Annotated in this window: 19 protein-coding genes; 7 read left to right on the top strand and 12 right to left on the bottom strand. The window is 76.0% G+C overall.

Translation table 11 applies throughout. The annotated features are described in order from the left end of the window. Window positions 1-65: 65 nt before the first annotated feature. Together ASF47_RS01620 and ASF47_RS21785 are read right to left on the bottom strand one after the other, a co-directional pair. Entirely contained in the window at window positions 66-1,091 is a 1,026-nt protein-coding gene (locus ASF47_RS01620) for a PGAP1-like alpha/beta domain-containing protein (protein ID WP_056862278.1), read from the bottom strand. A gap of 136 nt (window positions 1,092-1,227) precedes the next feature. Next, window positions 1,228-2,487: a hypothetical protein gene (locus ASF47_RS21785; protein WP_056862277.1), complete on the bottom strand. Its 1,260-nt coding sequence runs from the start codon at window positions 2,485-2,487 to the stop codon at window positions 1,228-1,230. Between the two features lie 201 nt (window positions 2,488-2,688). Here ASF47_RS21785 and dapD point away from each other — a divergent pair, with 201 nt between their 5' ends. Continuing rightward, entirely contained in the window at window positions 2,689-3,666 is a 978-nt protein-coding gene (dapD, locus tag ASF47_RS21780) for a 2,3,4,5-tetrahydropyridine-2,6-dicarboxylate N-succinyltransferase (RefSeq protein WP_056862276.1), read from the top strand. A 76-nt stretch (window positions 3,667-3,742) separates the two neighbouring features. Continuing rightward, window positions 3,743-4,711 carry a hypothetical protein gene (locus ASF47_RS01605; protein ID WP_056862275.1) on the top strand — a complete coding sequence of 323 codons (969 nt, stop codon included), beginning with the start codon at window positions 3,743-3,745 and terminating at the stop codon, window positions 4,709-4,711. A gap of 10 nt (window positions 4,712-4,721) precedes the next feature. Here the strand turns inward: ASF47_RS01605 and dapC are convergent, their stop codons facing one another. Then, entirely contained in the window at window positions 4,722-5,798 is a 1,077-nt protein-coding gene (gene dapC, locus ASF47_RS01600; RefSeq protein WP_056862872.1) for a succinyldiaminopimelate transaminase, read from the bottom strand. Window positions 5,799-5,842: 44 nt separating this feature from the next. Then, window positions 5,843-6,169: a ferredoxin gene (fdxA, locus tag ASF47_RS01595; protein ID WP_056862274.1), complete on the bottom strand. Its 327-nt coding sequence runs from the start codon at window positions 6,167-6,169 to the stop codon at window positions 5,843-5,845. A gap of 76 nt (window positions 6,170-6,245) precedes the next feature. Here fdxA and ASF47_RS01590 point away from each other — a divergent pair, with 76 nt between their 5' ends. Further along, on the top strand, window positions 6,246-7,250 hold the full coding sequence (locus ASF47_RS01590) for a GNAT family N-acetyltransferase (protein WP_056862273.1): 1,005 nt from the start codon (window positions 6,246-6,248) through the stop codon (window positions 7,248-7,250). A 6-nt stretch (window positions 7,251-7,256) separates the two neighbouring features. On the opposite strand, the gene ASF47_RS01585 is transcribed toward ASF47_RS01590, so the two are convergent. Further along, window positions 7,257-8,213 carry a DUF389 domain-containing protein gene (locus ASF47_RS01585; RefSeq protein WP_056862272.1) on the bottom strand — a complete coding sequence of 319 codons (957 nt, stop codon included), beginning with the start codon at window positions 8,211-8,213 and terminating at the stop codon, window positions 7,257-7,259. Between the two features lie 110 nt (window positions 8,214-8,323). Between ASF47_RS01585 and ASF47_RS01580 the strand changes: the two genes are divergently transcribed. Then, window positions 8,324-8,671 (top strand): hypothetical protein, encoded by a 348-nt coding sequence (locus ASF47_RS01580; RefSeq protein ID WP_056862271.1) that lies wholly within the window; start codon window positions 8,324-8,326, stop codon window positions 8,669-8,671. Between the two features lie 52 nt (window positions 8,672-8,723). Here the strand turns inward: ASF47_RS01580 and ASF47_RS01575 are convergent, their stop codons facing one another. The 4 genes from ASF47_RS01575 to ASF47_RS01560 form a co-directional block, all read right to left on the bottom strand. Next, complete coding sequence (locus tag ASF47_RS01575; RefSeq protein WP_056862270.1) at window positions 8,724-10,496, bottom strand: VanW family protein; 1,773 nt, start codon at window positions 10,494-10,496, stop codon at window positions 8,724-8,726. A gap of 32 nt (window positions 10,497-10,528) precedes the next feature. Continuing rightward, window positions 10,529-10,984 carry a hypothetical protein gene (locus ASF47_RS01570; RefSeq protein WP_156697683.1) on the bottom strand — a complete coding sequence of 152 codons (456 nt, stop codon included), beginning with the start codon at window positions 10,982-10,984 and terminating at the stop codon, window positions 10,529-10,531. 77 nt (window positions 10,985-11,061) lie between these two features. Next, window positions 11,062-12,030, bottom strand: coding sequence for an N-acetyl-1-D-myo-inositol-2-amino-2-deoxy-alpha-D-glucopyranoside deacetylase (mshB, locus tag ASF47_RS01565; protein WP_056862268.1), 969 nt, complete (start codon window positions 12,028-12,030; stop codon window positions 11,062-11,064). Between the two features lie 110 nt (window positions 12,031-12,140). Then, on the bottom strand, window positions 12,141-12,887 hold the full coding sequence (locus ASF47_RS01560) for a (deoxy)nucleoside triphosphate pyrophosphohydrolase (RefSeq protein ID WP_056862267.1): 747 nt from the start codon (window positions 12,885-12,887) through the stop codon (window positions 12,141-12,143). A gap of 47 nt (window positions 12,888-12,934) precedes the next feature. Here ASF47_RS01560 and ASF47_RS01555 point away from each other — a divergent pair, with 47 nt between their 5' ends. Further along, window positions 12,935-14,245, top strand: coding sequence for a DMT family transporter (locus ASF47_RS01555; RefSeq protein ID WP_082499894.1), 1,311 nt, complete (start codon window positions 12,935-12,937; stop codon window positions 14,243-14,245). Between the two features lie 109 nt (window positions 14,246-14,354). Next, window positions 14,355-15,458, top strand: a complete 1,104-nt coding sequence (locus ASF47_RS01550; protein ID WP_056862265.1) for a hypothetical protein — start codon at window positions 14,355-14,357, stop codon at window positions 15,456-15,458. 74 nt (window positions 15,459-15,532) lie between these two features. On the opposite strand, the gene ASF47_RS01545 is transcribed toward ASF47_RS01550, so the two are convergent. Next, on the bottom strand, window positions 15,533-16,366 hold the full coding sequence (locus ASF47_RS01545; RefSeq protein ID WP_056862264.1) for a thioesterase family protein: 834 nt from the start codon (window positions 16,364-16,366) through the stop codon (window positions 15,533-15,535). Window positions 16,367-16,429: 63 nt separating this feature from the next. On the opposite strand from ASF47_RS01545, the gene ASF47_RS21770 reads away from it, so the two are divergent. Further along, window positions 16,430-16,840 carry a YidH family protein gene (locus tag ASF47_RS21770; protein WP_056862263.1) on the top strand — a complete coding sequence of 137 codons (411 nt, stop codon included), beginning with the start codon at window positions 16,430-16,432 and terminating at the stop codon, window positions 16,838-16,840. A gap of 175 nt (window positions 16,841-17,015) precedes the next feature. Here ASF47_RS21770 and ASF47_RS01535 read toward each other — a convergent pair whose 3' ends face one another. Next, entirely contained in the window at window positions 17,016-17,627 is a 612-nt protein-coding gene (locus ASF47_RS01535) for a hypothetical protein (RefSeq protein WP_156697682.1), read from the bottom strand. A 36-nt stretch (window positions 17,628-17,663) separates the two neighbouring features. Continuing rightward, entirely contained in the window at window positions 17,664-18,278 is a 615-nt protein-coding gene (locus tag ASF47_RS01530; protein WP_156697681.1) for a hypothetical protein, read from the bottom strand. Between the last annotated feature and the right edge of the window lie 15 nt (window positions 18,279-18,293).

Below are 18,293 nucleotides of genomic sequence, written 5' to 3'. Positions count from 1 at the left end.
CCGGGCCCGCTTTGCCGGCCTGCGAGCCGGGCCCACGGAGCCGGGCCGGGCCACGGGGCCCGGGGTCAGCGGGCGTAGGGCGCCAGCGGCGGCTCGGCGGTGACCATCGGCGAGGTGGCGCTCGACCGCGCGGTCTGCGCGAGGGCCGCGGCCACCTCGGCCGGGAAGGTGACGGGGTCGACGTCGGGCATCAGCGGCTGGCCGCAGGTCGCGGTGGGCACGCGGTCGAGCCGGGCCGGCCCGCGGTGCTCGAGGGCGTCGAGGCCGATCAGCCAGGCGGCGTTGTCGTAGGCCATGCCGAAGTGGTCGACGACCTCGGTCGGGCAGAGGTCCTGCACCGCGACGTTGGTGACGTTGCTCCCGGGGGCGAGGTGGGCCGAGGTGCTGGGCACGACGACCTCGTCGTAGCGCGTGCTGATCGCGGTGTAGTCGACCCGGTCGTAGGTCTCGCGTCCGCGGTTGAGGGCGGTGAGGAAGTCGGAGCCGGCCAGCTGCTGCCAGTTGGCCGGGGTGCAGCGCCCGAGGGTCTCGCAGACGGCGCCGAAGACCTCGGTGCCGTGGTGGGAGGAGGAGAGCCCGACGTAGTCGTCGACCATGCCGCGGGTGTCGGGCCAGTACTTCAGCGCCCAGCGGCCGACCATGCCGCCCTGGCTGTGGCCCACGATGCTGATGTCGCGCCCGGCGCGGCGGTGCATGAGGCGGATCGCGCGCACGACGTACTCGCCGTTGACCTGAATGTCGGCGTTGGCGCTGTCGGGCGACTGCAGGTCGCAGTGGGCGCGGTCGCGGGCGTCGAGGGCGCGGTCCCAGTTCCACGACCAGTTGGCCTCGGCGCTCGACGTCGTGCCGTGCAGGAGGAGCACCGGAGCGCGGCCGCGGGTGAGGTCACCGGTGCAGTCGAGGGCCTCGAGCACCTGCGCGCGCGTGGGTCGCAGGTCGGGCCCCGGCGCACCGGCACCGGCCGCCCCGGCCGGCCCGGCCGTAAGGGCCTCCACGCCGGTCAGGGCGCTCACGAAGGCGAGGGCCGCCGCGGCGAGGGCGACGGCCGGGCGCAGCCGGGCGGTGGACGGGCGGAGCGGCGTACGGCGCACGGGAGCGGCCTCTCGGGGGGAGACGGGATCACCCGCCCAACGACGCCCGGTGTCGATGGTCACGCGCGGCAGCCCCCGGGGCGGCCTCGAACCGGGGGCGACCGGGTCCACCCGGACCCGCCGTCCTCCGGACGGGTCAGCGGGCGGCGGGCTCGGTGACCGGCAGCTCGAGCACGCGGGTCAGCAGGGCGCGGGCCTCGGCGCGCTCACCGGCGTCGCGCAGGTGGGCCGCGGCGTCCTCGGCGGTGCGCACCGCCAGCTCGACGTCGACGGGGCCGGCGGCGAGGAGCAGCCGCGCGGAGACCCGCGGCGGGCAGCCGGACTCGAGCGCGGCCACGGCGAGACGGTGCAGCAGGCCGGCGCGCACCGCGGGGGGCACGGTCTGCTCGACCAGGCGCCGCACGGCGTCGTGACGGTAGGCGACCCCCTCGGGTCCCTCGCGCAGCAGGCCGGCCGCGACCCCGGCGCTCTGCCAGCCGGCCCCCAGGGCGTGGTCGAGCAGCCCCCTCGGCGCCCCCGCCCCGGCCAGCGCGAGCACGGCCCAGGCGTCCAGGTCGCGGTCGCCGGCCCCGGCCACGACCCCGCCGACGACGACGGGCAGCACGTCCTCGAGGCGGATCGCGGTCTGCGACGGGTCGGGCGCCCAGCGCACGAGGTCGAGGGCCGCGCGGGCGTCGGGCAGGTCGAGCACCGCCGTCAGGCGACCGGGCTCGCCGCCGCTGGCGCGGGCGTAGCCGGCGGCCAGCGAGGAGCCCGGCTCGACCTGCTCCCCCAGCGCCCGCGACACCACCTCGGCGACCGCGGCCCGGTCGAGGCCGGGCAGGTCGAGGACGCGCGCGCCGGGGAGGTCCTCGAGCGCGGGCACGGCACCGTGGGCGCCGACGACGACCGCGACGCCGGGCTCGCGGGCCGCGACCGCGAGCAGCGACTGGGCGGTGGGGCCCAGCAGGTGGGCGTCGTCGACCACGAGCACGACCGGGGAGTCGGGGGCGATCCCGCCCGGGCCGGGCAGCGCGCAGACGCCGCGGCCGGCGAGGCGCCGGCTCACCTCGTCGGCGTCGGCGGGACGCACCAGCGCGGGGCGGCCGTCGAGATCGCCGAGGAGGGTGTCGAGCACGCTCACGTCGTCGGCGGCCCAGCGGTCGGCGGCCGCGGCGAGGCAGCGCACGCCGGTGGCCGCGGCCAGGGGCGCCACGGTGGCCAGGGCCGCCGAGACCCCGATGCCCGGTCGCCCGCGCAGCACGAGCACCCCGGCGGTGTGCACGGCGTCGGCGATCTCGGGCAGCAGGTGGGTGCGGCCCGGCAGGGCCGACGGGAGCGAGGCGGCGGACCCGCCTGCGCCGGCTGTGGTGGACGGTGTCGCCCTCGCGGACGCCGCGGCGTGCTGCTCGCTCATGGCTCCCCCCGAAGCACCGGCACGTCCGACCCCCCGCCGGACGTCTCCAGGTTAAGCCCCACGGCGGCGAGCACCACACCGCCTCCCCAGGATCGGGGTCGGGGCGGGTGGCAGCGCGCCTCGCCCGCGGTGGCGGGCGCTGCCGTCCGGGGTCGTGGACCGCGGACGAGCCGCGGGGCGGGCCCGCCTAGGCTTGCCGCCGTGACTGAGGCCAACGACCCGACCGCCACCCCGACCCGCGCCTGGGCCCACGGCCTGGCGACCGTGACGAGCGACGACACCGTGCTGGACGTGTGGTTCCCCGAGCCCCGCCTCGGTGACACCCCGGCCGACGCGACCGCCCCGCGCGAGCTCACCGACCTGGTCGGCGGCGACGAGGCCCGCGGCGTGCGCCGTGAGGTGCGCCTGGTCGAGATCGCCGACCTGCAGGCCGACCCCACCTCCACCGAGGACGTCTGGCTGCGCCTGCACCTGCTGTCCTCCCGCCTGGTGCGCCCCCACACGATCTCGATGGCCGGCGTCTTCGGCCACCTGGCCAACGTCGTGTGGACCTCCGCCGGCCCGTGCGCCGTGCAGGGCTTCGAGCTGACCCGCGCCCGGCTGAAGGCCCGCGGCCAGCACGTCACCGTCTTCGGGATCGACAAGTTCCCGCGCCTGGTCGACTACGTCGTGCCCGCCGGCGTGCGCATCGCCGACGCCGACCGCGTGCGACTGGGCGCCCACCTCGCCGAGGGCACCACCGTCATGCACGAGGGCTTCGTGAACTTCAACGCCGGCACGCTCGGCGCCAGCATGGTCGAGGGCCGCATCTCGGCCGGCGTGGTGGTCGGCGACGGCTCCGACGTCGGCGGCGGCGCCTCGATCATGGGCACGCTCTCCGGCGGCGGCACCCAGGTCATCTCCCTGGGCGAGCGCTGCCTGCTCGGCGCCAACGCCGGCATCGGCATCTCGCTCGGTGACGACTGCGTGGTCGAGGCCGGCTGCTACGTCACCGCCGGCACCAAGGTGAGCCTCGTGGGCGAGCGCGACGAGGCCGGCGAGCCCCGCGTGGTCAAGGCCCTCGAGCTCTCCGGCTCCGACAACGTGCTCTTCCGCCGCAACTCCGTCTCCGGCGCCGTCGAGGCCGTCGCCCGCACCGGGCAGGGCATCGCGCTCAACGCCGACCTGCACGCCAACTGAGGCGCGGTCGAGGACCCACAGCCACCGACCGGCGCGTTCTCAGGTGGTTCTTGGCCGGTCCCAGGAGAATCGACCCATGAGGACCTCCGTGATCGCCGCGGGCTCCGCCGTGGCCGCGCTGGGGGTCGTGGGGGCCGTCGGCTACGGCGTCTACCAGGAGGTGGCGCCGTCGCTCGACGGCGACACCTGCGTCGCCACCGTCGACGGCCGCTCGGTCGAGCTGAGCGTGGAGCAGGCCGAGAACGCCTCGCTCATCGTCGCGACCGCCGTGCGCCGCGGCATGCCCGCCCGCGCGGCGTCGATCGCCCTGGCCACGGCGTACCAGGAGTCGAAGATCGTCAACATCGACTACGGCGACCGCGACTCCGTCGGCCTCTTCCAGCAGCGCCCCTCGCAGGGCTGGGGCACCGTGGAGCAGATCCTCGACCCGACCTACGCCACCAACGCCTTCTACGACGAGCTCGAGGAGGTCGACGGCTACGAGTCGATGGAGATCACCGTCGCCGCCCAGGCCGTGCAGCGCTCGGCCTTCCCCGACGCCTACGCCGACCACGAGGACGACGCCCGCGTCATCGCCTCGGCGCTGACCGGCAACTCACCGGCCGCCTTCACCTGCGAGAGCGACGACTCCGCCGAGCCCGCCTCCGACACCCTCGGCGACAACGGCCTGGTCGCGCGAGCCGAGCGGGTGCGCCGCGACGTCGACCGCCACTTCGGCCGCCAGGCCGTCGGCGGCTTCGCCCCCGGCGGGGTCAGCACCGGCCACATGGAGGGCTCGGCGCACTACGAGGGGCGCGCCGTCGACCTCTTCTACCGCCCGGTGAACCCGACCAACCTGGTGCGCGGCTGGGCGGTGGCGCAGTACCTCGTGGCGCAGGCCGAGCGCCTCGACGTCGCCACCGTCATCTACGACGCGAAGATCTGGACCTCCGGGCGTGCCGACGAGGGCTGGCGCGACTACACCCCCGACACCTCCGGCCGCTCCCCCGAGACCGCCGCGATCCTGGAGCACCGCGACCACGTGCACGTCGACGTCCTCGACTGATCCGCCCGGGTCAGCGGGTGAGGCGCTCCACGGCGGCGTCGACCCGCTCGTCGGTGGCGGTGAAGGCGACGCGCACGTGCTGGCGACCGGCCGCGCCGTAGAAGGCGCCGGGAGCCACGAGGATGCCGCGCTCGGCGAGCCAGGACACGGTGTCCCAGCAGTCCTCGTCGCGGGTCGACCAGAGGTAGAGGGAGGCCTCGGAGTGGTCGACGCGGAAACCGGCGTGCAGCAGCGCCTCTCGCAGCCGGGCGCGCCGGGCGGCGTAGACGGCGTGCTGGGCCACGACGTGCTCGTCGTCGTCGAGGGCGGCGGCCATCGCGACCTGCACCGGGCCGGGCATGATCAGGCCGAGGTTCTTGCGCACGGCGAGCAGCTCGGCGACGACCGCGGTGTCGCCGGCGACGAAGGCGGCGCGGTAGCCCGCGAGGTTGGAGCGCTTCGACAGCGAGTGGACCGCGAGGATCCCCTCGAGCGAGCCGCCGTTGACGTCGGGGTGGAGCACCGAGACCGGGGTGGTCTCCCAGGCGCACTCGAGGTAGCACTCGTCGGAGACCAGCAGGGCGCCGCGCTCGCGGCACCAGTCGACGACCTTGCGCAGGTGCTCGGGCGGCAGCACCCGGCCCGAGGGGTTCGAGGGCGAGTTCAGCCAGACCAGCGCCGGGGTCTCGGGGCCCAGCGAGGTCAGCGAGTCGGTGGCCACGGCGCGGGCGCCGACGAGGGCGGCGCCGACCTCGTAGGTCGGGTAGGCCAGCGCGGGGTAGGTGATGAGGTCGCCGGCGCCCAGGCCCAGGTGCAGCGGCAGCGCGCCGATGAGCTCCTTGGAGCCGATCGACGGCAGCACCTGGTCGGTCCCGAGGCCGGTCACGCCGTGGCGTCGCGCCAGCCAGTCCACGACGGCCTGGCGGGTGCGCTCGAGGCCGACGGTGGTCGGGTAGCCCGGCGAGTCGGTCGCGCCGGCCAGGGCGCGGCGTACGACCTCGGGGGTGGGGTCGACGGGCGTGCCGATGGAGAGGTCGACGACCCCGTCGGGGTGGGCGCGGGCCCGTGCGGCGTGCCCGGTGAGGGCGTCCCAGGGGAAGTCGGGCAGGCGCGCGGAGACGGTGCCCCGCGCGCCCGGCCCGGCCGTGTCGCTCAGTGGTCCTGGTTCTGCGGGGGGAGGGCGGCGATGAAGGGGTGGTCGTGGTCGATCTCCCCCATCTTCGCGGCGCCGCCGGGCGAGCCGAGCTCGTCGAAGAACTTCACGTTGGCGTCGTAGTAGTCCTTCCACTCCTCCGGCGTGTCGTCCTCGTAGAAGATGGCCTCGACCGGGCAGACCGGCTCGCACGCACCGCAGTCGACGCACTCGTCGGGGTGGATGTAGAGCATCCGCTTGCCCTCGTAGATGCAGTCGACGGGGCACTCGTCCACGCAGGCGCGGTCCTTGACGTCGACACACGGCTGGGAGATGACGTAGGTCACCGGGATCCTCCTGGGAGTGGAGATCCAGGCCGGGGCCTGGGGGTGCTGATGGATTCCCACAGCCTAGTATCCCGGCGTGCCCGACGCCGCCCCCGCCCACCGCTTGGGTCCGCACGTCGTGGGCACGCGGGTCGTGGTGAGGCGGATCGTGCGCGGCGGCGGCGCCTCGGGCGACGAGCCCGAGACCGGCCCCACGGGCGGCCCGGCCTTCACCGACCTGCTCGGCACGTGCACGGCCTGGGGCGCCGAGACCTGCACGATCGCCCCGGAGCGGGGCGAGCCGGTCGAGATCGCGCTGCGCGACATCGTCTCGGGCAAGCCGGTGCCGCCGCGCGCGTCGGTGCGCCAGCGGGTCTCGGCCCGCGAGGCCGAGGGCCACTCCTTCTCGGCCTTCCCCGACGTCGAACGCCGCGACCTGGGCGACTGGGTGGCCCGCAGCGACCCGATGCCGGTGGGGCGGCCCTTCAAGCGCGCCAACTCCTGCCTGGCCGTGGGCGACCCCGGCGTGCCGGTGGCCGAGGCCCTGACCCGGGTCGAGGCCTTCTACGCCGAGCGCGACCGGCCCGCGCTGCTGCAGGTCGAGGCCGACGGCCCGGTCGAGGCCGCCGCGCTCGCCGCGGGCTGGGGGCTGCTGCCGCACGGGGAGGTCGAGTTCCGGCTCGGCTCGCTGGCCGCCGTACGCCGGCGCCGGCGCGGCCTCTCCCCCGCCGTCGACCGCACCCACGTGGAGGTCACCGGCGAGCGGGCGCTTGCGGTGGTCGCGACCTCGGCGGGCCGCATCGCCGAGGGCCGCGCCATCCTCGACGGCGACTGGCTGGGTCTGCACGCGCTCAAGGTCCGCCTCGAGCACCGTCGCCGGGGCCTGGCCGGCGAGGTGATGGACGCGCTGCTGGAGTGGGGCGCCGAGCGCGGGGCGAGCACCGTGTGGCTGCACGTCGAGACCGACAACGAGCCCGCCCTCGCGCTCTACGACGGCCTGGGCCTGCTGCCCCACCACCTCACGCGCTACCTCCTCCCGCCCGGGGTCGCCGCGTGGCCGGACGACGGCTCCACCGGCGGCGGTCCGGGCGGCGGGACCTGAGCCCGGTCACGACAGCCGGCGGAAGAGCCGCTCGCTGGCCACGGTGATCGGCGTCCACCACAGCCGCATCACCACCAGCACGAGGGTGCCGGCGATGATCATGCCGGCGACGTTGAGCCCCAGCTGGGCCAGCGACCCGCGGATCTCGCCGCCGTCGAGGAAGGCCAGGCCGAGGGCGAGGTTGCCGGCGGCCGGCACGGTGGTGACGCTGATGAACACCCCGACCATGGTGGCGGTCTTCTCGATGGCCAGCGCGAGGGCGCCGGCGGCGCCGGCGACCAGGGCGACGATGAAGGACCACCGGTCGGGGTGCCAGATGAAGCCGGTGTTGGGCCGCTCGCGCACGACCTCCTCGAGCGTGACCAGCCCGGTCGCCCGGGCCAGCACCGCCAGCAGCGTCACGACCACGATCGCGAGCAGGAACGACAGCACGAGCAGCCGCAGCCCGCGGCCGACGAGCCCCCAGCGACCCAGCAGCAGCCCGGCGCAGGTGGCCGCGATCGCGCTGAACTCCGGGCCGACCACCATCGCCCCGATGACCAGCACCGCGGAGTCGGTGATCACGGCGACCGCGGCCAGCACGACCGCGAGCACGAGGAAGACGTGGAAGGACACCGTGGGCACGGCGCCCGCCTCCGCGGCCGCCTCGACCGACTCCCAGATCACGGCGTCGTCGGGATGGCCCGGGGCGGCGCGCTCGAGCCGGTCGGCGGCGTCGAAGGGCGTGCCGGTGGGCGAGGTCACCACGATCCCGCCGCGCTCGCGCAGCCCCAGGCGGGTCAGCTCGCGGATCACCGGTCCGGCCTTCTCCCGCGCCACGTCGGCCTCGACGAGGTCGCCGGCGGGCTCGAGCACGACGCCGCGCTGGAGGGTCACGTTGGTGATCCAGTCGTGGCGGCAGAGGGTCTGGCAGACCGACTCGGTCAGGTCGGCGGGCGTGGTCACGCGCAGGTGGAGCAGCACGCGCCCAGGCTAGAGCGGCCGGCCTCGTCGGCTCCGACGGGCCCGGGTGCGCGCCGGACACGCCGAGCCAGTAGTTCGCGTAACTCCCCTAGGTCAGTATGGTTACGCGCATGATGACCGACGCCGGCCTCCCCCAGCCGTCTGGCTGCCAGCCCCTCGACCCCCGCGTGGCGATCGACACCGCGGTCGAGGCGCGGGAGGGGCGGATGTGCGTGCTGCGGGGCACGGCGTGCGTGCACGACGCCACCGTGGCCATCGTCGAGGTGAGCACCGACGGCGGCGAGAGCTGGCACGAGGCCACCCTCACCGGGCCCAACGAGCCGGCCGGCCCCGTCGAGTGGGAGCACCCCTGGGTGCCCGAGGCCCCCGGCGTGCACACCCTGCTCGCGCGGGCCACCGACTCGCGCGGGCGTCGCCACGACGTCGGTCGCGACCGGCTCCGCGTCTCCCGGGCCTGAGGTCGGGGCCCTGGCCGGACCCCTGGCCGGCAGCTCGGGTCAGCCGCTCGGGTCAGCCGCGCCCGGCACCCGCCGGCGGGCGGCAGATGATGGTGTCGGAGGGGATGTAGTCGGTGTGGATCTTCTCCTGCTTGACCAGCCGGTCGTCACCGGGTCGCCGGAAGTAGCGCCACACGTCGACCGAGAAGCCGGAGTAGCCGGTGTTGGGCAGGCAGTTCTCGGTGCTCAGGGTCTGCGTGGCCGGGGCGGTGTAGTCGTAGCGCTCGGAGGTCCGGGTGGTGATGTCCCAGGTCTTGGTCGACCAGATCGAGACCGTCAGCACGCCCTGCGACGACGGGGTGCTGTCGGAGAAGGCGGTGTCGACCAGCACGCCGTGGTCGGTGTCGTTGCGGAAGCGCAGGTCGACCGCGCCCCACACGACGGTGGCCTCGCGGCCCACGGGGTAGCGGTCGATGTAGACCGAGTGCGCCTTGTGCTCGACGTCCTCGAGGCCGGCGAAGAAGGCGGCGTTGTAGGTCGTGGTCGCCATCTGCGAGACGCCGCCGCCGAGGTCCTCGACGAAGACGCCGTCGCTGATGATGGTGCCGGTGGTGAAACCGTTCTCGACCGTGCGCTCGCCCACGATGTCGTTGAGGGAGAAGGTCTCGCCCGGCTTCACGACCGTGCCGTCGACGATCTCCGCGGCGCGGCCGATGTTGACGTTGCGGTACTCCGCGTAGGGGAAGTACGTCGTGAACGACGACACCCGCTCGCGGATCCCCAGCGCCCGGGCGTCCTTCGTGGTGAAGTCGGGCCGGGCCACGGTGGCCGCGACGTCGACCTCGCGCCTGCCCTCGCGGCGCGTCAGCACGTCGAGGAAGTCGGCGGCGACGTCGTCGGGGTCGTAGGAGACCCCGGGGCGGCCCGGCACGACCTCCGGGCGGCCGTCGACCAGCGCGACGGTGGCGTCGACCGGGTCGTCGGAGGTGGTCATCGAGTCGACCAGCGCGCTCAGCGCCTCGGTGTCGACGCGCGGCTCGAGCTCCCCGTCGACGGGCTCCATCGAGAGCGCCTCGCGGTAGTCGGCCGGCTGCAGCCGCAGCGGCGTGCCGTCGAAGCGCAGCACGACCGAGGCCGACAGCGCGGGGTTGGCGAAGTCGTCCAGGCCGGCCTGCACGTCGGCGGCGTCGATGTCGGGCTCCACCACGACCGGCTCCAGCTCGACGCTGCGGTCGGCGCGACGCTCGGCGACGTACGCCGCCTCCAGCGCCTCGCGGACCTCCTCGGCGTCGAGGGCACGGCCCTGCTGCGGGGAGACGGTGCTGACGCCCGCGGGACCGAAGACGACCTCGCCGTCGACCGCGGGAGCACCGGCCTCGTCGTCGAGGCGGGTCACCAACGCGTCGAGCGCGGCGGGGTCGACGTCGACGACGGCCTCGAGGTCGTCGCCGCCGGTGTAGTAGTCCCACAGGCGGCGCGGGTCCCACGTGCGCTCGCCGCCCGCGGCCTCGACCGAGGCGAGGTGGTCGACCGAGAGCCCCGCGTCGGCGGGGCTGATGCGCAGCGGCTCGGCGTCGGAGCCGGCCACGGAGACCCGCAGCCGGCCGCTCTCGCGCTCGGCGAGGCCCTCCTCGAGCGCGGCGACCGCGTCGGCCTGGGTGCGCCCGCCGATGTCGACGCCCGAGACGGCCGTGCCGCGCGGCACCTTGTCGCCGGCGGTGAGGGCCAGCGCGGCGTAGCCGCCACCGGCGAGCAGCGCCAGAGCGCCGATGACCGCGGCGACGACCTTGCCCCCGCTCCCCTCGCGGTCGGGGCGGGGCGGCTTGGCGTCGTCTCGCGGGCTCACGACCCCCATCCTAAGGAAGGGCCCGCGCCGGGTCAGGATCCCCGGCCCTGGGCGGGCGGCGCGGGGTCGGCCGCGGCGGCGCCCTCCGGGGGCCGAGCACCGGGCTGGTCGTCGGTCCGGTCATCGGGTCGGTCATCGGGCCGGTCACCGGGTCCGGCGCCCCGCGGACGGAGCACCACGGTGGTCACGTCGGAGACGACGAGGACCACGACGACCAGCCCGAGGCCGAGCAGCAGGTAGCCCGCGACGTCCTGGGCGACGAGGTAGCCCGACCCCGGGGAGCTCTCCAGCACGACGCCGAGCACGACCACCCAGCCCAGCGCCCACGGCGGGCGCGCCCACCACGACCGCGGCAGGGCCCACGCCGTGGCCAGGGTGGCGGCCGCGCCGAGCAGCAGGCCCCACCACAGCGGGTGCACCAGCACGACGGCGGTCGCGGTGGCCGCGCCCACCGCGACCAGCAGCGCGGCGGCGAGCACGCGCAGCACCAGCCCGACCGGCCCCGGTCGGGCCGCTCGCCCCGGCGCCCCGGGGTGCGCCGGCGCCTCGGCCACCACGGGCGGGGTCAGCCCGCGTCGCCGGCGAGCCCGGCGAAGAGGTCGCTCTCGAGCCCATCGTCACCGACCGGGCCCAGGGCGCCCTTGACCAGGCGGTAGAACTCCACGCCCCAGGCGGCGGCGCCGACGTTGTTGGACAGCGCGAAGAAGGGCCCGTCGAGGGTGACCTGCGTGGGGTAGGCCCGCAGGGCGTCCATCTTGCGCTCGACGTGGTCCTGTGCGTCGACGGCGCAGGACAGGTCGTCGTCGGCGGTCACGAAGTGCGGCAGCGGGCCGTCGGGGTCCATGCCCTCGAAGGAGGTGGTGTCGCCGGCGTCGCGCAGGGCGCGCAGGCCGGCGCGCATGCGGCTCTCCGACATGGCGCCCCAGTAGACCTTGGCGATGTCCCACGCCGCCCCGAGGTCGGGGCGGTAGGACGGCACGGCCGCGAGCTGCGCGGCGTACATCGCGACGCGGTGGGCCTGGATGTGGTCGGGGTGGCCGTAGCCCCCGAACTCGTCGTAGGTCACCAGCACCTGCGGGCGCACCTCGCGGATCACCTCGACCAGCAGGGTGGCGGCCTCGGTGAGGTCGGCGCGGGAGAAGGCGTTGTCGTGCACGTCGTCGGCGGCGACGGCGTGGCCGTCGGCGTGCCACTGCATGCCGGAGTCGCGGTAGTGCCCGAAGCCGCCGAGCCAGCGGTGGTCGGTGACGCCGAGGGCGGCCATCGCGTCGGCGATCTCGCCGCGGCGGTGCTCGCCGAGGCGGTCCTCCTTGTCGGCGGCGAGGTGCTCGAGCTCAGGCACGAGGATCTCGCCCATCTCGCCGGCGGTGCAGGTGACGAGGGTGACCGAGCGGCCCTGCGCGGCGTACTGCGCCATCGTGGCGCCCTGGCCGATCGTCTCGTCGTCGGGGTGGGCGTGCACGAGGAGCAGCCGCTGCTCGGCGGGCGTGGCGGCGGGCGGCTGCTGGGAGGCGTGGGCGGGCGCTGCGGGCATGGCGAGGATCCTAGGGACGAGGTCCGACAGGGGCGGAGGGCGCCCGGCCGCAGGAGTCCCGCCGCCGTGCACCGCGACCGGCGCACCGGCCGGTCAGTGGCCCCAACACCTCACTGCGGCTTTTTGATCCGCCTCGGCGCGCTCGGCAGGTCCAGCGGCGGCGCGGGCGGCGCGTCGGGGGCGTCGAGGCCCTCGTCGAGCCAGCCGTCGTGCTCGTCGCAGAGCACGTCGAGCACGAAGGCGGGGGCGTCGGTGACCACGGCCCAGGGGTGGTCCTCGTCGTCGTCCTCCCCGGCCAGCCGCTCGCGCTCGACGTGGGCGTCGTAGCCGTCGGCGCGCAGCCGGCGCTCCACGGCCCGGGCGTCGTCGTCGGAGAAGAACACCGCGCGCGCCGAGGCCACCGGAGCGGTGAGCAGCACGTGGCGCAGCTCGGGCAGGAAGGGCCGGTCGGGCTCGAGCCAGTCGAGGTCGTCGAGCTCGTCGGGGCCGACCCAGGCCAGCAGGTCGTGCTCGCCCGGCTCGGGCTCGCCGCGCACGAGCCGCGCCGTGGCCACCCGCAACGTCAGCCCGGGCCGCACCGCCACCCCGTCGGCGGTCGCCCCGGCGGCGCCCGCTGCGGGCCCCGTCGCCGGCCCCGTCAGCGGTCGCAGCCACGCCACCACCTCGACCTCGCAGCCCAGCTCCTCGGCGACCTCGCGCACCAGCGCGTCGCCCGGGGTCTCGCCGGCCTCGACCTTGCCGCCCGGCAGCTCCCAGCGTCCCGCCGCCTCCGGCGGAGCCGTACGCCGCGCGGCCAGCACCCGCCCGCCGCGCACGAGCGCCGCGCCCACCACCAGCCGCTCCCGCTGCCCGTCCACGAGCGCGACTCTAGGTCTCTCGCGCACCGGTGGTGCAGGGTGGGCCCATGCTGTCTCGGGGACCTCGTCGCACGCCCGCCCCGCCGGCGGCGCAGCCGGCCGGCCCACGGCCCGCCACCGACCACGGCCGGCACCACCCGCACCTGCCGCACCCGCAGGTGCCGCTCGTGCCGGCGGCGGCCTTCGTGGTGGTGTGGTCCTCGGGCTACATCGCCGGCCCGCTCGGCGTCGGGGCGGTGGAGCCGATCACGCTGCTGGCGCTGCGCTTCGTGGTGGCGACGCTGCTGCTGGGGGCGTGGGCGCGGTGGCGCCGCGGGCCGATGCGGCTGCCGCGGGGCGTGCTCGTGCGGCTGGGCGCGGTGGGGCTGATGATGAACGGGCTGCAGTTCGTCTTCATGTACCTCGCCTTCGACGTCGGCCTCGGCGCCACCCTCGGCGCGCTGATGCACTCGCTCTCCCCTGTGCTCACCGTCGTGCTCGCCGGGGTGCTGCTGCGCGAGCGGGTCACCCGCGTGCAGGTCGTCGGCCTGGTCGTGGGCGTCGCCGGCGTGGTGACGATCCTCGGCCCCGACGTCGAGGAGGCCGGCGGGGCGGTCGGCATCACCCTCGGCGTGCTGAGCACCCTCAGCCTCTGCCTCGGCACCCTCGGCCAGCGCTGGACGGCCGCCGCCCCGGCGCGCGCCGACGGCGCGGGCCTGCCCTCTGACTCCCTCGAGGAGGCCGGTGCGGCCGAGTCGGGCGCGACGCCGCCCGGAGGGGCGATCGACCCGGTGTGGGCGGCGGTGGTGCAGTTCGCGGTGTGCGCCGTGCCGCTGGTGGTGCTCGGGCTGCTGCTCGAGGGCACCCGCCCCGTGCACGACCCCGCCGTCGCGGTCGCCACCGTGGCCTACCTCGCCGTCGTCAACTCCATCGTCGGGCTGCTGCTGCTCGGCGCCGTCGTGCGCCGCGGCGGGGCCGGCGCCTCGGCCAGCGTCTTCTTCCTCATGCCCCCCGTCACCGCCGTGATGGCCTGGCTCTGCTTCGGCGACACCCTCGACGCCCGCGAGCTCGTCGGCCTGGTCGTCGCCGTGCTCGGTGTCGCCGTCGCCACCCGCTCCGCCCCAGCCCCGGTGGTCGAGGAGGGAGCCCCAGCCCCGGTGGTCGAGGAGGGAGCCCCAGCCCCGGTGGTCGAGGAGGGAGCCCCAGCCCCGGTGGTTGAGGAGGGAGCCCCAGCCCCGGTGGTCGAGGAGGGAGCCCCAGCCCCGGTGGTTGAGGAGGGAGCGCCAGCGACCGTCTCGAAACCACTACGCCCGGGGACAGTGGTTTCGAGACGCTCGTCGCTGGCGCTCCTCCCTCCTCAACCACCGGCCCGACGGTGATCGCGAGACGCTCGTCGCTGGCGCTCCTCCCTCTCGACCACCCGTCCCGGGCAGCCCGACCAGGACGACCTGCCAGGCTGGAGCCCCGCCCGTCGACCAGGAGGACCCCGTGACCGACCCCGACCTCTGGCTCACCCCGGGCCGCGACGCGGGCCCCGCGATCGACGCGCTCGTCTCGTCGTACGGCGGGCGGCGCGCGGGTCTCGCGGGACTGGTGGCCGCCCTGCCGCACGAGGGCCGGCGGCTGCGGCGGACCCTGTCGCCGGGTCTCGCGGCGCGACGCTCGTGGACGTGGCAGGGGTCCGACCGGCGCGACCCCCGCTGGTGGCCGCAGGGGGTGACGTCGTCGGCCGACGCCGCGGCGGGGGCGGCCGAGGCCCCGGTGCCGGGACGGGTGCTGATGGTCAGCTGGTACGCCAAGACGATGGCCGGCGACCCCACGCCGCCGGGCAACCAGGGCTCGCGGATCAGCGTCGTCGACCTCGAGGCGCGCCGCTACGACCACGTCCTGCTGGTGCGCGCGCAGGCCGACGGGTCGTGGAAGCCGCTGCAGGTGCACGCGGGCGGCATCGCGTGGGTGGGGTCGTGGCTGCACGTCGCGGCCACCGCGAAGGGCTTCTGGAGCGCCCGGGGCGACGACGTCGTCGAGGTGCCGGCCGGTCGCCGCGCGGAGACCTTCGGCCACCGCTGGGTGCTGCCCGTGCGGCGCGGCCACGCCGCCGGCTCGGGCGAGGGCGTGGAGCCGCTGCGCTACTCGTTCCTCTCCGTCGACGCCTCCCCCGCGTCGCCCGCCTCACCCGCCGCGCCCGCGGCGGGCCCGGAGCTGGTGGTCGGCGAGTACGCCCGGGGCCGCCGGACCCGCCGCCTGGCCCGCTTCGCCCTCACCCCCGAGGGCGCCCCCGTGGTCGGCGACGACGGACGCGCCCGGCCGCTCTCGGTGCACGACAGCGGGGTGGCCGGCATGCAGGGCGCGGTGGTCTCGCGCGGGCGCTGGCACGTGACGACCTCCCACGGCCCCTGGACCCCGGGCACCCTGGTCACCGGCGCCTCCCCCGACGCCGCCGACCCCTGGCGGCCCCGCCGCTGGGCGACCCCGATGGGTCCCGAGGACCTCGCCGTCTGGCCCGGCGACACCCCCGCCGACGACCGGCTCTGGACCGTCACCGAGCACCCCCGCCGCCGCTGGATCTGCGAGCTGCGCGTGCCCCGCTGACGCCCGCGTCCGCAGGCGGGTCAGGCGACTCGCGGCACCATCGCCAGCTGCGGACGCCCGCGTCCGCAGGCGGGTCAGGCGCCTCGCGGCACCATCGCCAGCTGCCGCGCCTGGGCCACGAGGCGACCGGTGGAGTCCCAGACCTCGCAGTCCTCCTCGAACATGCCCCCCGCGAGGTTGCGGGTGGCGTGGCGCACCTTGAGCCAGCCGGGGGCGGGCCGGGCCCGCACGTGGGCGGTGAGCTCGACGGTGGGGGCCCAGCCCATGAGCCCGAGGTCGAAGGTCACCGGCGGCAGCGCGTCGACGACGAGCAGCAGCGACAGCGGGTCGGGGTCGCGCTCGTCGTGCAGGCGGAACCACGCGGCGATCTCCCCGCGGCGGCTCGGCGCGCCGACCGCCCAGCCGGCGCTCTCGGGGGCGAAGCGCATGTCGAAGCGCTCCATCAGCGGCGCCATCGCGCGCACCTCGGGCGGGGCGTCGGTGTTGCGCACGCACTGCTCCAGCGGCGGGAGCTCGGGCTCGACGGCGGTGGTGCGCACGTCGTCGGCGGCGCGGGCGAGGTCGCCGTAGGTGGCCAGCGCGGTGATGCGGGTCTGCCCGTCCTGCACGAGGTCGGCGGCGACGGTGGCGACGCGGCCGCCGTCGCGGCGTACGGCGACCTGGGCCTCGGCCGGCCCCGCGGTCGCGGCGGAGAGGTAGTAGGCGCTGATGACCAGCGGGTCGGGCTTGCCGCGCTCGGCCAGCTCGGCGCGCACGGCGGTGCCGAGGGTGGCCAGCAGGTAGCCGCCGTTGAGGCCGCCCCCGACCTTCCACCCGGCGGCGAGGTCGGCGGCGTAGCGCCCCTCGCCCTGCGCCGTGACGGCGGTCTGCGTGTCGAACTCGGAGGTCGGGGGGAGGCCGGCGGTCATGGCCGGACGCTACCGCCCGCCGCCGACCCTCCCGCGCCCGCGGTCGTGCGGCACGATGGTCGCGTGCCCGCGTCCGCCTCCCCCGCTCCCGGCGAGAGCCCCCGTGGCCAGGAGCGCCCGCGCCGCCCCGCGTGGGTCTACGGCGAGGGCCAGGAGCCCGACCCGCGCTACGTGCTCGCCAACGAGCGCACCTTCCTCGCCTGGGTGCGCACCTCGCTGGCCCTGCTCGCCGGCGGCGTCGCGCTGTCGTCGCTGGGGGTGCCGGAGCCGACGTGGCTGCGGCTGACCCTCGTCGTGGTGCTGGTGCTGCTCGGCGGGCTGACCACCGCGGTCGCGCTGGCCCGCTGGGCGCGCGTCGAGCGCGCGATGCGCACCGGCCGCCCCCTGCCCGCCTTCGGCCTGGGCCTGCTGATGACCGCCGCCGTCGTCGGCGTCTCGCTGCTCCTCGCCGTCGTGGTCCTGCTCAGCGCCTGACCGCGCCGTGGTCGAGGAGGCAGCGCCACCCGCCCCCGGTGGTTGAGGAGGGAGCGCCAGCGACCGTCTCGAAACCACCCCCGGTCGTCGAGGAGGCAGCGTTACCCGGCCCCGGTGGTTGAGGAGGGAGCGCCAGCGACCGTCTCGAAACCACGCCCGCCGACCGGTCGGCGCGTCACCCCGTCAGCTCGGCGCTCCCCATCACCGACTCGATCCGCTCCTGCGCCTCGGCGTCGGAGACGCTGCGGTCGAGCTCGAAGACGACGTAGACCTGCAGCTCGCCCGACGTCGTGCCGAACACCTCGGCGGTCGTGCCCAGGCCGGTGCCGCCGTCGGCGGAGCCCGCGAGGTGCCACCACCGCGTCCCGGCGTACTCCACCGGCTGCTGCGACTCGAGGTCGGGTCCGTAGGGCGAGGTCTCGCGGAAGATGTCGGCCTGCTCGCGCAGCGTGCTGCCGAAGGACGGGATCGAGGCGATCTGCATCGCGTCGGTGGTGGCGCCGGAGAAGCCGACCTGCGCCAGGTCGTCGCTGATCGACTCGACCGTCGTGCCCTCGGGGGCGTTGACGCTCAGGCCGGGGATCTCGACCCGCTCGCCGGTGGCGGGATCGTCGGTCGGATCGGAGTCAGCCGAGGGCGGCCCCGAGGAGGCGCCGGTCGGACCAGCCGAGGACGTCGAAGACTGCGCCGTGTCCACAGGGTCGTCCTCAGAGCCGCCCCCACACCCCGAGACCAGTACGCCGCAGCAGGAGACGACCGCAGCAGCGGCCAGGCGGTACGACCTCATGCCCCCACCCTCCCCCCGGCGCAGCGGCGTCACACCTCAGCCGAGCTCGACGCTCCCCATCACCGACTCGATCCGCTCCTGAGCGTCGGCCCGGCTGGTGCCCTGCGGGATGCCGAACTCCACGTAGACGACGTACTCCCCCGTGCTGGTGCCGAACGACTCCACCCGGTCGCCCAGGCCGGCCGGCCCGGCGAGGTGCCACCAGCGCTGTCCGACGTACTCCACCGGCGCCAGCACGGTGGGCGGGGTCGGGAAGCGCGAGGTCTCGGCGGCGGTCTGGGCCAGCTCGCGCAGCGACCCGCCGTAGTCGGGGATGGACCCGGCGTTGACGAAGGACCCGTCGGCGTAGTCCGCGCTGATCAGCCCCTCGCCCAGCTCCTGGGGCTTCGCACCCTGGGGCGCGACGACGGAGATCCCCTCGATCCGCAGCTCGGTGCCGTCTGGCGCCTCGGACTCCGAGGGCTCCGAGGGCTCCGAGGGCTCCGCCGAGGCGCTGGTGGAGCCCGCGGAGCCGGCGTCGGTGGGGGACGCCGCCGCGGTCGAGGACGGGTCGGGATCGTCTCCCGAGCCGTTGTCGGAGCACGCGACGCCGGTCATCGCGACGGCAGCGGCGGTCAGGGACAGCAGGACGGTGCGCGCACGGGACAGCATGGCCACAGCGTGCCA

It is taken from the genome of Nocardioides sp. Leaf285 (assembly GCF_001422955.1).
Lineage (GTDB): Bacteria > Actinomycetota > Actinomycetes > Propionibacteriales > Nocardioidaceae > Nocardioides > Nocardioides kribbensis.
Note: the sequence above shows the minus strand (reverse complement) of the source record. Positions and strands in the feature narration are given on the sequence as shown.